Source organism: Vibrio sp. 1457 (assembly GCF_033340195.1).
Taxonomy (GTDB): domain Bacteria; phylum Pseudomonadota; class Gammaproteobacteria; order Enterobacterales; family Vibrionaceae; genus Vibrio; species Vibrio alginolyticus.
Genome location: NZ_JAWOWA010000027.1, coordinates 42,900 through 54,856 on the forward strand (window position 1 = coordinate 42,900; position 11,957 = coordinate 54,856).

An 11,957-nucleotide genomic window follows, 5' to 3' on the forward strand; every position below is an offset into this window, starting at 1 on the left:
CATTTGGCTGTTGCACCGTCTATTCTCCCAAAAGTTCTGGTCATTTATGCTCATCCAGAGCCACATAACTCGATTGCCAATCAAGTGATGATAAAAAAAGCTCAGTCGCTTGATCATGTCACTGTGCACGATCTTTACGGTGTTTACCCCGATTTCTTTATTGATGTGAATTACGAACATGAGTTGTTGCTCGCTCACGATGTGATCGTATTTCACCACCCACTTTATATGTATTCATGTCCAGCCCTATTAAAAGAGTGGCTAGACCGAGTGTTAGGTAAAGGCTTTGCGTTTGGCGGAGGTGCGGCTCTAGAAGGAAAATACTGGCGCAGTGTCATTACAACAGGTGGTAAAGAAGAAGCCTTCAGCGCGAAGGGGTACAACAAATACCCACTTGAGCAAATCTTGCAACCGTTTGAACTGACGGCAGCCCTATGCCAAATGCACTGGATTGAACCTCTGGTGTTGTATTGGTCAAGAAATGTTTCGGATATTGAACGCTACGAACATGCCGAGTTATACCGTGGATGGCTGAGTAACCCACTTGAAAACTGGCAAGCGGCAGATCGAGGAGGTCAGTATGGCGATCACTAGTGAGTTTCTTCAAAGCAGTGTGGTCTTTCTTTCGGCTGCGGTTATTGCGGTGCCGATTGCTCAGCGCCTTGGGCTTGGCTCGGTTTTAGGTTATTTACTTGCTGGTGTGTTGATTGGCCCATGGGGGCTTGGCTTAATTAGCGACGTTGATGCCATTTTGCATTTTGCCGAGCTTGGGGTTGTGTTGTTACTGTTTTTGATAGGGCTGGAATTAAACCCTAAAAAATTGTGGCAGATGCGAGGGCCGATTTTAGGTTTAGGCGGTGCGCAGGTTGTGGTCACGACCGCCGTGATTGGTAGTGTCGTCAGTATGTTTGGCGTAAGCATGCAAGTGAGTTTAGTGATCGGGATGGGGTTGGCGCTGTCCTCGACGGCGATTGCGCTTAAAGTCATTGAAGAGCAAGGGCTTAATGGTACCGAAACGGGGCAATCTGGTTTTGCGGTGCTGCTCTTTCAAGATATTGCAGTGATCCCGATGCTGGCGATGTTGCCCTTGCTAGCAGGCGGGCATAGTGGTGGAAGTTGGTTGGATGTCTTCACTATTTTAGGCAATGTGGTAGCACTGTTGATTGGTGGTCACTTTTTACTACGTCCGCTATTTCGTTTTGTCGTGATGAGCGGCGTTCGTGAACTCTTTACCGTTGCTGCACTTTTAGTTGTGCTTGGCATTTCGGTCGTGATGCAAAAGCTCGGTCTTTCGATGGCATTGGGGACTTTTTTAGCAGGCGTTTTGCTGGCAGAGAGTGAGTATCGCCATGAGTTGGAAATCGCTATCGAGCCATTTAAAGGTCTGTTGTTGGGGTTATTCTTTATTGCGGTGGGCATGGCGGTAAACTTGGGGTTATTGGCATTACATCCTTTAGAGATTCTCGGTGCGGTGGTGGCTTTGGTCGTGGTTAAGGGTTTGGTTTTGTATGCATTGGCGAGAGCTGCCCGTGTCGGAGCCAAAGCGAGAAGCCGTATGGCTGCAATTTTGAGCCAAGGCGGTGAGTTTGCCTTTGTCATATTTACCGCGGCGAGCCAAGAGGGCATTTTGTCCAAAGAGCAAGTGGCGTTTCTGTTGGTGGTGGTCAGTCTATCCATGGTGACGACTCCTCTTTTGCTGATGGGACAAAAGAAGTGGTTTGCTCATACCCTGAATCAAGAAGAAGAGGGCATGACCACGAAAGTCGTGGATCGCCGACCACGCGTTATCATTGCAGGCTTTGGACGTTTCGGTCAGATCGTCGGACGTTTAATGTATGCCAATAAAATCAAAGTGACAGTATTAGAAAGTGATGCCAGCCAAATCCACCTATTACGTAAGTATGGTTACAAAGTGTTTTATGGCGATGCTACACAAATTGACCTATTGAGGGCTGCTGGCGCTGATAAAGCGGAAGCATTGATTATTTGTACTGATTCACCTGATGAGGTGATGGCCATCGTGGACATTTGTCGCGTGCACTTCCCGAAACTTAAGTTGTTAGCCCGAGCAAGAAGCCGTGTCGAGGCTTACCAGTTAATGAGTCATGGTGTAGAGAATTACTCTCGTGAAACATTTCTAGGGGCACTAGATCTCGGTCGCCAAGCGCTCGTAGAACTGGGTATGCATCCTTATCAAGCAAAGCGGGCAGAAGCACATTTTCGCAAGTTAGATAATGCTATGCTTAAGGACTTATTGCCTCAACACAATGAAGATAAGAAATTAGCTCAAAGAGCGAAAGAGGCCCGCAAAGAGCTAGAAGAAATATTTGGTCGTGAAATGGAGAGCGACCATCAGTCACCTAATCATTGGAAGTAGTACTTGAGCCAAGACTCAAGCTAAGGAAATAGCGTGAAAATCAAGAAACGTTTTATTGCCGGCGCTAGCTGCCCAAATTGCAGCCAGCAAGATACCCTGCGCTGGTGGATTGAAAATAACATCGAGTTAGTTGAGTGTGTCGAGTGTGAGTTTACAGAGCAGCGCAAACCACAATCTGTAGAGAAAAATAAACACTCAGATCAGGAAATGATCGGAATTTTTAAGCCGGAGTAATTGAACTTCGATAATTGATCCCCATAATACACCCAGATATCTCAGTACTTAACCCCATTCAGGTTAAGTCAATTAATCTCCCTGGAGTTAGTATGAAAATTGAAAAGAACGTTGTTGCAAGCCTTGCATACAAAGTAATGATGGAAGACGGTGTCGTTGTTGATCAATCAACAGCAGAAGCACCTCTAGATTACCTTCACGGTCACAACAACCTAATCACAGGTCTTGAAAAAGAACTTGAAGGTAAAGTGGCTGGCGACAAGTTCTCAGTAACGGTAGCTCCTGAAGAAGCTTACGGTGAGCACAACGATGCGCTAGTACAGCGCGTTCCTGCGGACGTGTTCCAAGGCGTTGAGCAAATCGAAGTGGGCATGCGCTTCCTAGCTGACACTGACCAAGGTCCAATCCCTGTTGAAGTAACAGAAGTTGACGGCAACGAAGTGGTTGTTGACGGTAACCATATGTTAGCTGGTCAAACACTAACTTTCGAAGTAGAAGTTATGTCTACACGTGAAGCAACAGCAGAAGAGATCGAACACGGTCACATCCATCAAGGTGGTGGCTGTTGTGGTGGTCACGATCATGACCACGATCACGAAGAAGAAGGCGGCTGCTGTGGCGGCGGTAGCTGTGGTTCTCACTAATCATAAGCGCCTTCACTAGATAATCTTATCTAGCAAAGCTTTGAAAAGCGCAAGTTGAGTTTTCAACTTGCGCTTTTTGTTTATCTAAGGTGTAGTGCCAACCATACAAGGAATAACAGTTGGACAAAGCGATGACGAAACCTTTCTCGATTGCCATTCATGGCGGTGCAGGCACCATCTTGCGTGAACAGATGAGCGATGAGCTGCAACAATCCATCTTGGCGGATTTAGAAGCTGCGGTAAAAGCGGGACATCAAATTCTAGAAACGGGCGGTGAAGCCTTAGATGCCGTCGTAGCGGCAGTGAAAGTATTGGAAGACTCTCCTAACTTTAATGCGGGTAAAGGCTCAGTGCTGACCAACAACGAAATGGTAGAAATGGACGCTTCTGTGATGGATGGGCGAAACCTTGCAGCAGGTGCGGTCGCTGGGGTTCGTCATATCAGAAACCCAATTGAGCTCGCTCGTGATGTGATGCGAAACAGCAATCATGTGTTGTTGGTGGGTGAGGGCGCAGAGAAGTTTGCTTTTGAGCGAGGACATGAGTATACCGAGCAAGATTACTTCTTTACTGATCGCCGTTATGAGCAGTTGCTGTCTATGCGTGAGAAAGGACTGTTTGCTTTGTCGGAATCTCGTTACCCAGATGACCGTAAGCACGGTACGGTTGGTGCGGTAGCGTTAGATCAACAAGGTAACTTAGCCGCTGCCACCAGTACGGGTGGCGTGACGAATAAGAAATACAACCGAGTCGGAGATTCGGCTCTGATTGGTTGTGGTACGGTGGCCGAAAATGGCGTTGTGGCAGTTTCCACTACGGGTGTCGGAGAGTTCTTTATTCGTAAACGTGTTGCGGAAGACGTTGCAGCACGTATGCGTTACTTACAAGAAGATATTCATACGGCTTGTGAACACATTATCCAAGGTGCTCTCAAACAGATGGGCGGAGAGGGCGGTTTGATTGCCATTGATGCTAAAGGTGAGATGCACTTTGCGATGAACAGTTCTGGCATGTACCGAGCAGGCATTAATACGCAAGGCGAGCTGAGCGTTAAAATCTACGCCGACGAATAGCTTCCTCTTGAGAACCTTCTTAAGTAATCAATACAACAAAGCCCAGAACATGTTCTGGGCTTTATGCTGTTTGAGCCTGCATTTTAATAATGCGGTGGTGGGGTTTCTTCTGACGGATCGGCTAAATTCGACGAGTCCATATTTTTTACTTTACCTACCACATATTTCATCTGATCGAGCATCTTGGTAATTTGCAGTTGTTGCTGCGATAAAGCGCCGTTCAGATCTTCAATAGTCTGTTCTTGGAACGCAAGCTGACATTCTAAGTCATTAATGCGTGCTTCCAATTGCTGAATGATTTTTTCTGTCATGATCCGTTCTCTAACTGCCAAGCTTGGGCAATACCTGCTGAAGTAGCAGTAATTACGCGTTGTTTTGAATCAAAGGCTGCATCATACACGACCGCACGGGGAGGGCGAGTGTCTTTTTTGGGCTCCACTTCAAATCCACTCATTCGTTTTCCGGTTTGAGTATCCCATATCGACACACGGCCAGAAGGGCTTCCTGTGACTAGTTGAGTCCCGTCGTCAGAAAATCGTGCGGTAGAGAAAATTAATTGGCGTGACCAACTGCTCAACTGTGTGACTTCTTGTCCAGTTTTTAAATTCCAAACAATCGCTTGGTTTCCGCCATCAGATGTCATTGCTAATTTTCCATCTCTTTGCAGGGCCACGCGAACAATTCGTTGTTCATGTTCGAAGGTTCGTAGTACTTGTCCGGTTTCGGTATCCCACAGATACGCTTTATAGTCATTACCTCCGGTTAGGGCGAAGCGCCCATTAGGAGAAATGGCCACGGAATTGACTTTTTCACGATGCGCAAGGAACTCCATGCGACGCCCGGTGACTAAGTTGACATAAATTGCTTTACCGTTGGATAACCCAAGCAGAACTTGTTCACCATTACTGGTGATATCAACGTCGCGAATGAGCGCATCAGAGATAGACCAAAGGCCTTCGGATTGCGTCCAGCCTAGGTCCCAAACTGCGAAGTTCATTTGGCTTGCTGTAATTGCGTAGCGACCATTGTCAGATATGCGGATATGGGAAACCACATTGGCATCGGCATCGAGTTCACCCAGATTGGCTAGTTGTTCATTTTGCTCTAGGTCCCACAACATCAAATGACGTTGTTGAGAATAGAGCAGAGCAAACCGTCCATCTCTGCTAAGTGCGAAGCTCGTCGCACCTTGAGGTTCTATCGGCCAACGCTGCACTTCACGCTCGGCGAAAAAGCAACCATTTAACGTGGTGATGACAATTAAATATAGGAATAAATGAAAAATTCTTTGCATCACATCTAATAATCCGGTTTGTGTCTTAAGACATATAGCTAGTATATTGGTATAACGATTGTCTTCACTAGTCTCATAGAAGATTTGTGCACAACAACCAATGGCAGAGCCATTATTGGGAGAATTTAATGAAATCAGTTTTAAAAGTGTCGCTACTTGCTGCAACAGTCATGCTAGCGGTAGGTTGTCAGAAAGAAGAAACTAAAACAGAAACCGCACCTCAAGCAGAACAAGTTCAAGCAGAAACCGGTAAAGCGGTTCACTTTAAAACCGACGACGACAAAGCGGCATACGCAATCGGTGTTTCATTTGCTAACTACCTAAGCACAAGCATCGACAAGCCAAGCGAAATCGGCATTAATCTTAACAAAGATTTGGTATTAAAAGGTATTGAAGACGTCTTCAAAGGCAATGCTGAATTGAATGAAGAAGAAACACGTGCAGCACTAGAATCTCTAGACAAGCGTGTTGCAGAAAAGATGCAAGCACAAGCGGCTGAGAAAGCAGCTGAAGCGAAAAAAGCTGGCGATGATTTCCGTGCTGAGTTTGAGAAGCAAGAAGGCGTAGTGAAGACAGATACAGGTCTTCTATACCAAGTAATGACACCAGCTGAAGGTGAGAAGCCAAAAGACACTGATACGGTTCAAGTACACTACAAAGGTACTCTGATCGACGGTACTCAGTTCGACAGCTCCTACGATCGTGGTGAACCTGCAACGTTCCCACTTAACCGTGTAATCCCAGGTTGGACAGAAGGTGTTCAGCTAATGCCTGTGGGTTCTAAATTCAAATTCGTTATCCCGCCAGAGCTAGCATACGGTGACCAAGACACACCAAGCATTCCTGCTAACTCAACGCTAGTATTTGAAGTTGAGCTGCTAAAAGTTGAGAACGACAACGCAGAGCAATAACAATAAGCTGCGATAAGTTATTGAAAAAGGTCCGTTTAACGGGCCTTTTTTGTTCTAGGTCACTAGTTGGTGAGTTTGCTAGGTTGCTTTTCAAATTTTCTGATAAACTTACACCAATTTGTTGATTTTTCGCTCGAAGGCTTATGACAACTACAGAAACAATAAACGCGGAGATGTTGCTCGAAATGGAATCCGTTAACGTGATGCCGTTTACCGAGCACGACAAAATCATTTTAAGATCTTATGAGGCGGTCGTGGATGGTATCGCCAGCCTGATAGGTCCATTTTGTGAAATCGTTCTTCACTCTCTAGAAGACTTAAATACCTCTGCAATTAAAATCGCTAACGGTGAAAACACGGGGCGCCAAGTCGGCTCACCAATCACTGATTTAGCGCTTAAGATGCTAAAAGACATCGAAGGCTCGGAGCGCAACTTCTCACGTTCGTACTTTACCCGTGCAAAAGGTGGCGTGTTGATGAAGTCGATTACTGTCGCCATTCGTAATGGCGAAAATCGCGTGATTGGTTTGTTGTGTATCAACGTCAACTTGGATGCGCCTTTCTCGCAAGTTCTTCAGTCTTTCATGCCGACGCAAGAAGCGAAAGAAGCGGCTTCCTCGGTCAACTTTGCTAGTGACGTAGAAGAGCTGGTGGACCAAACTGTTGAACGCACCATCGAAGAGATCAATGCGGATAAATCCGTGTCTAACAACACCAAAAATCGCCAGATCGTGATGGAGTTGTACGACAAAGGTATCTTCGATATTAAAGATGCCATCAACCGTGTCGCGGATCGCCTTAATATTTCAAAACACACCGTTTACTTGTACATTCGTCAACGTAAAACCGAGGATGATGAAAGGTGAGTAAACTGACTTACACGTTAGTGGTGAATGGTCCCGTTTATGGCAGCCAGTCAGCGCGCAGTGCTTATCAGTTCGCCAAAGCGGTGATAGAGCAAGGCCATCAGCTAGTGAGCGTCTTCTTTTATCAAGATGGTGTGACTAATGGTACTGCTTTGAGTGTGCCAGCCAACGATGAATTTGATCTCAATAAGGCGTGGCAGTCTTTGGCTAAAGAGCATGGTGTTCGCCTAGAAACTTGTGTCGCGGCCGCTTTGCGTCGCGGGATTGTAAGTGAAGAAGAAGCGAATCAACATGGTTTGGTTCAGAACAATCTAGCCGATGGTTTTGAACAAGCAGGCTTAGGTAGCCTAGCTGAAGCGATGTTAACCCAAGACAGAGTGGTACAGTTTTGAGTCAGTTAACTTATCTATTTCGTAGTGCGCCACATGGCAGTGCAGCTGGTCGTGAAGGTGTGGATGCACTGTTAGCCGCGTCGGCTTACTGTGAAGATATCAGCGTCATTTTCATGGGTGACGGGGTATACCAGCTTCTACTCGGACAAAACCCCAACAATATTTTGAGTAAAGATTACGCGCCGATGTTAAAGCTTTTCGATTTATACGACATCGAACAAGTCTTTGTGTGTTCAGAGTCGTTAACCCAGCGAGGTTTGGCGCAAGCGGATTTAGTCATTGAAGCCCAAGCGTTAAGCTCAGAACAGCTCAAAGATAAGTTACAACACGCTGGCAAGCTACTGTCTTTTTGAGGAAGGTATGTTACACATCATAAAAACAGTCTCTGCTCTAGAAGACGCCATGCCCTTATGCAGTGAACAGGATGACATCTTACTTATAGAAGATGCAGTGTACGCTGCTAACTCGCAACATAAAGCATTTTCCCATCTAAAAAACCTCAGCGTATTTGTGTTAGAGAGCGATGCGCAAGCTCGCGGTATTGCAAATCGTATCAGTCCATCGCTGACGATTGTGAATTACTCAGGCTTCGTTGAACTAACAGCAAAACAGGATAAATCCCTAACTTGGGATTGAACAAGATTTGCTGTCGACAAAGCTTTACGGATGAATTGTTCTAATTGAACAAAAAAGATCCGTATATTTCTTGACACACCTCTCACTGCTGCATAGAATTTTGCGTCCCTAACTGCATTGGCAGTTGGGGATAGATTTTTCACAAAGCTTACTTTCAAGTAAATCAGGAGCTAGTTAATGGCAACTATTAACCAGTTGGTACGTAAGCCACGTGCAAAGCAAGTTGTTAAAAGCAACGTGCCTGCACTAGAAGCGTGCCCACAAAAACGTGGTGTATGTACTCGTGTTTACACTACTACACCTAAAAAACCTAACTCAGCACTTCGTAAAGTTTGTCGTGTACGTCTGACAAACGGCTTCGAAGTTACATCGTACATCGGCGGTGAAGGTCACAACCTTCAAGAGCACTCAGTTGTTCTAATCCGTGGTGGTCGTGTTAAAGACCTTCCAGGTGTGCGTTACCACACTGTTCGCGGCGCACTAGACTGTGCTGGCGTAAATGACCGTAAACAAGGTCGTTCTAAGTACGGTGTGAAGCGTCCTAAGTCTTAATGGATTCCGTTAAGTAAGGCCAAACACTAAATTATTTTTAATTTTTTGAAAAAACTGAAAAGTTTTGGATAAAACCTGAAGAAGACAACGGAGATAAATCCATGCCACGTCGTCGCGTCATTGGTCAGCGTAAGATCCTTCCAGATCCAAAATTCAAATCTGAATTGCTGGCAAAATTCGTTAACATCCTAATGGTTGACGGTAAAAAATCTACTGCAGAGAAAATCGTTTACACTGCACTAGATGCTATGGCTGAAAAGTCTGGTAAAGACCACTTAGCTATTTTTGAAGAAGCTCTTGAAAACGTTCGCCCAGCGGTAGAGGTTAAATCTCGCCGTGTTGGTGGTTCAACTTACCAAGTACCTGTAGAAGTACGTCCGGTTCGCCGTAACGCACTTGCTATGCGTTGGTTGGTTGAAGCTGCGCGCAAGCGTGGTGAAAAATCTATGGCTCAACGCCTAGCTGCTGAAATGCTAGACGCGTCTGAGAACAAAGGTACTGCGGTTAAGAAACGTGAAGACGTTCACCGCATGGCTGACGCAAACAAAGCGTTCGCTCATTACCGTTGGTAATACCTTCTGTGCTGCGAGGTTCTCTCGCAGCACTTTTCTATACTCTAAGGTACACCTTAGTAAGAGGATACAATCGTGGCTCGTAAAACTCCTATTGAGCTATACCGTAATATCGGTATCTGTGCTCACGTAGATGCAGGAAAAACAACCACAACTGAGCGTATTCTGTTCTACACTGGCCTTTCTCACAAAATCGGCGAAGTTCACGATGGTGCAGCAACCATGGACTGGATGGAGCAGGAGCAGGAGCGTGGTATCACTATCACATCCGCTGCGACTACTACATTCTGGCGTGGTATGGAAGCACAGTTCCCTGAGCATCGCGTAAACATCATTGATACCCCTGGACACGTTGACTTTACTATCGAAGTAGAGCGTTCTCTTCGTGTACTTGATGGTGCTGTGGTTGTGTTCTGTGGCTCATCTGGTGTTGAACCTCAGTCTGAAACTGTATGGCGTCAAGCAGACAAATACCACGTTCCACGTTTGGTATTTGTAAACAAGATGGACCGTGCGGGCGCAGACTTCCTACGCGTTGTGAACCAAATTAAGAATCGTCTTGGTGCGACTCCTGTTCCAATCCAGCTGAACGTTGGTGCGGAAGATGAGTTCAGAGGTGTCATCGACCTTATCAAGATGAAAATGATCAACTGGAATGATGCCGATCAAGGCACTTCGTTTACTTACGAAGACATCCCAGCTGACATGATTGAACTTGCTGAAGAGTGGCGCAACCACATGGTTGAATCCGCTGCTGAAGCTAGCGAAGAGCTGATGGACAAGTACCTTGAAGAAGGTGAATTGACTGAAGCTGAGCTCAAACAAGCTCTACGTACTCGCACACTAAATAACGAAATCGTACTGGCTACTTGTGGTAGTGCGTTTAAGAACAAAGGTGTTCAAGCGGTACTGGATGCAGTAGTTGAGTTCTTGCCATCGCCTGTTGACGTACCTGCAATTAAAGGTGTCGACGAAAGAGAAAATGAAGTTGAGCGTCATGCTGACGACAACGAACCTTTCTCAGCGCTAGCGTTTAAGATTGCGACTGACCCATTCGTGGGCACGCTAACTTTCATGCGTGTTTACTCCGGTGTTGTAAACTCGGGTGACGCTGTTTACAACTCAGTAAAAGAGAAGAAAGAGCGTTTCGGTCGTATCGTTCAGATGCATGCGAATAAGCGTGAAGAAGTGAAAGAAGTTCGCGCTGGTGATATTGCAGCTGCTATCGGTCTGAAAGACGTAACAACAGGTGACACACTGTGTGATCAGAACCACAAAGTGATTCTAGAGCGCATGGAGTTCCCTGAACCAGTTATTCAGATTGCTGTAGAGCCTCGTTCTAAGGCAGACCAAGAGAAAATGGCTATCGCGCTAGGTAAACTAGCAGCGGAAGATCCATCATTCCGCGTGGAAACGGACGACGAATCAGGTCAGACTCTGATCTCAGGTATGGGTGAACTTCACCTAGACATTATCGTTGATCGTATGAAGCGTGAATTCAGCGTTGATTGTAACGTTGGTAAACCTCAGGTTGCTTACCGTGAAACCATTCGTGGTAAAGCGGAAGTTGAAGGCAAGTTTGTTCGTCAATCAGGTGGTCGTGGTCAATACGGTCATGTTTGGGTCAAACTTGAGCCTTCTGAACCTGGTGAAGGTTTCGTATTCGTAGACGAAATCGTGGGCGGTGTGATTCCTAAGGAATACATCAGTTCGGTATCGAAAGGTATCGAAGAGCAAATGAATAGTGGTGTTCTAGCGGGTTACCCTGTACTAGATATTAAAGCTACACTATTTGATGGTTCTTACCACGATGTAGACTCAAGCGAGATGGCGTTTAAGATCGCTGGCTCGATGGCATTCAAGAAAGGTGCACTAGAAGCACAACCTGTGATTCTAGAACCTATGATGAATGTCGAAGTAACCACTCCGGAAGACTGGATGGGTGACGTTGTTGGTGACCTAAACCGTCGTCGCGGTATCATTGAAGGCATGGACGAAGGTGTGGCTGGTCTTAAGATCATCCGTGCTCAAGTACCACTATCCGAAATGTTCGGTTACGCAACTGATCTACGTTCTGCAACTCAAGGCCGTGCGTCTTACTCTATGGAGTTTCACGAGTACGCTGAAGTGCCGAAAAACTTCGCAGATAAAATTATTGCAGAGCGTGGTTACTAATTGACGATTGAACTGCAAAAAGTTTACGACTTTTTGCGAGATCAGGGCGTCCAAATATTGCGCTAACGGGCGTTGGCGCATAAAATAACAATTTCTGGCGCGTCGTCGATCAATAATGATCACGACGAATCATAACTAGGAAGGAACACGATCGTGTCTAAAGAAAAATTTGAACGTACGAAACCGCACGTTAACGTTGGTACTATCGGCCACGTTGACCACGGTAAAACA

General features: G+C 45.9%; 15 protein-coding genes. 13 read left to right on the forward strand and 2 right to left on the reverse strand.

Going from position 1 to position 11,957, the window contains the following annotated elements; translation table 11 throughout:
- Nucleotides 1-3 precede the first annotated feature (3 nt).
- The 5 genes from kefG to R7Z41_RS20620 all read left to right on the forward strand — a co-directional run bounded on the left by kefG (nucleotide 4) and on the right by R7Z41_RS20620 (nucleotide 4,328).
- Nucleotides 4-594: a glutathione-regulated potassium-efflux system ancillary protein KefG gene (gene kefG, locus R7Z41_RS20600; protein WP_136977023.1), complete on the forward strand. Its 591-nt coding sequence runs from the start codon at nucleotides 4-6 to the stop codon at nucleotides 592-594.
- Nucleotides 581-2,377, forward strand: a complete 1,797-nt coding sequence (kefB, locus tag R7Z41_RS20605) for a glutathione-regulated potassium-efflux system protein KefB (protein WP_065274921.1) — start codon at nucleotides 581-583, stop codon at nucleotides 2,375-2,377. Before kefG ends, kefB begins: the two co-directional genes overlap by 14 nt.
- 33 nt (nucleotides 2,378-2,410) lie before the next feature.
- Entirely contained in the window at nucleotides 2,411-2,611 is a 201-nt protein-coding gene (locus R7Z41_RS20610) for a YheV family putative zinc ribbon protein (RefSeq protein WP_005381449.1), read from the forward strand.
- Between the two features lie 92 nt (nucleotides 2,612-2,703).
- Nucleotides 2,704-3,255 (forward strand): peptidylprolyl isomerase, encoded by a 552-nt coding sequence (gene slyD, locus R7Z41_RS20615; protein WP_005381451.1) that lies wholly within the window; start codon nucleotides 2,704-2,706, stop codon nucleotides 3,253-3,255.
- A 131-nt stretch (nucleotides 3,256-3,386) separates the two neighbouring features.
- Nucleotides 3,387-4,328 (forward strand): isoaspartyl peptidase/L-asparaginase family protein, encoded by a 942-nt coding sequence (locus R7Z41_RS20620; protein ID WP_065275091.1) that lies wholly within the window; start codon nucleotides 3,387-3,389, stop codon nucleotides 4,326-4,328.
- A gap of 83 nt (nucleotides 4,329-4,411) precedes the next feature.
- Here R7Z41_RS20620 and R7Z41_RS20625 read toward each other — a convergent pair whose 3' ends face one another.
- Both R7Z41_RS20625 and R7Z41_RS20630 read right to left on the reverse strand, forming a co-directional pair.
- Nucleotides 4,412-4,639, reverse strand: coding sequence for a SlyX family protein (locus tag R7Z41_RS20625; RefSeq protein ID WP_005381455.1), 228 nt, complete (start codon nucleotides 4,637-4,639; stop codon nucleotides 4,412-4,414).
- Nucleotides 4,636-5,622 (reverse strand): WD40 repeat domain-containing protein, encoded by a 987-nt coding sequence (locus R7Z41_RS20630; protein ID WP_017633742.1) that lies wholly within the window; start codon nucleotides 5,620-5,622, stop codon nucleotides 4,636-4,638. Before R7Z41_RS20630 ends, R7Z41_RS20625 begins: the two co-directional genes overlap by 4 nt.
- A gap of 128 nt (nucleotides 5,623-5,750) precedes the next feature.
- Between R7Z41_RS20630 and fkpA the strand changes: the two genes are divergently transcribed.
- From fkpA to fusA, 8 genes are all read left to right on the forward strand, one after another.
- Nucleotides 5,751-6,533 (forward strand): FKBP-type peptidyl-prolyl cis-trans isomerase, encoded by a 783-nt coding sequence (gene fkpA / locus R7Z41_RS20635; protein WP_017821751.1) that lies wholly within the window; start codon nucleotides 5,751-5,753, stop codon nucleotides 6,531-6,533.
- A gap of 143 nt (nucleotides 6,534-6,676) precedes the next feature.
- The gene (locus R7Z41_RS20640; RefSeq protein ID WP_005382804.1) at nucleotides 6,677-7,399 is read left to right on the forward strand and encodes a transcriptional regulator; all 723 of its coding nucleotides are present in this window, start codon (nucleotides 6,677-6,679) and stop codon (nucleotides 7,397-7,399) included.
- Nucleotides 7,396-7,791 (forward strand): sulfurtransferase complex subunit TusD, encoded by a 396-nt coding sequence (gene tusD, locus R7Z41_RS20645; protein WP_017821752.1) that lies wholly within the window; start codon nucleotides 7,396-7,398, stop codon nucleotides 7,789-7,791. Before R7Z41_RS20640 ends, tusD begins: the two co-directional genes overlap by 4 nt.
- Nucleotides 7,788-8,144 carry a sulfurtransferase complex subunit TusC gene (gene tusC, locus R7Z41_RS20650; protein ID WP_065274919.1) on the forward strand — a complete coding sequence of 119 codons (357 nt, stop codon included), beginning with the start codon at nucleotides 7,788-7,790 and terminating at the stop codon, nucleotides 8,142-8,144. Before tusD ends, tusC begins: the two co-directional genes overlap by 4 nt.
- A 7-nt stretch (nucleotides 8,145-8,151) precedes the next feature.
- Nucleotides 8,152-8,427 (forward strand): sulfurtransferase complex subunit TusB, encoded by a 276-nt coding sequence (gene tusB / locus R7Z41_RS20655; protein ID WP_065274918.1) that lies wholly within the window; start codon nucleotides 8,152-8,154, stop codon nucleotides 8,425-8,427.
- A 177-nt stretch (nucleotides 8,428-8,604) separates the two neighbouring features.
- On the forward strand, nucleotides 8,605-8,979 hold the full coding sequence (gene rpsL, locus R7Z41_RS20660; protein WP_004399892.1) for a 30S ribosomal protein S12: 375 nt from the start codon (nucleotides 8,605-8,607) through the stop codon (nucleotides 8,977-8,979).
- Between the two features lie 101 nt (nucleotides 8,980-9,080).
- Nucleotides 9,081-9,551: a 30S ribosomal protein S7 gene (rpsG, locus tag R7Z41_RS20665; RefSeq protein WP_005382796.1), complete on the forward strand. Its 471-nt coding sequence runs from the start codon at nucleotides 9,081-9,083 to the stop codon at nucleotides 9,549-9,551.
- A 75-nt stretch (nucleotides 9,552-9,626) separates the two neighbouring features.
- Nucleotides 9,627-11,726 (forward strand): elongation factor G, encoded by a 2,100-nt coding sequence (gene fusA, locus R7Z41_RS20670; RefSeq protein WP_005382794.1) that lies wholly within the window; start codon nucleotides 9,627-9,629, stop codon nucleotides 11,724-11,726.
- The last annotated feature ends 231 nt before the right edge of the window (nucleotides 11,727-11,957 follow it).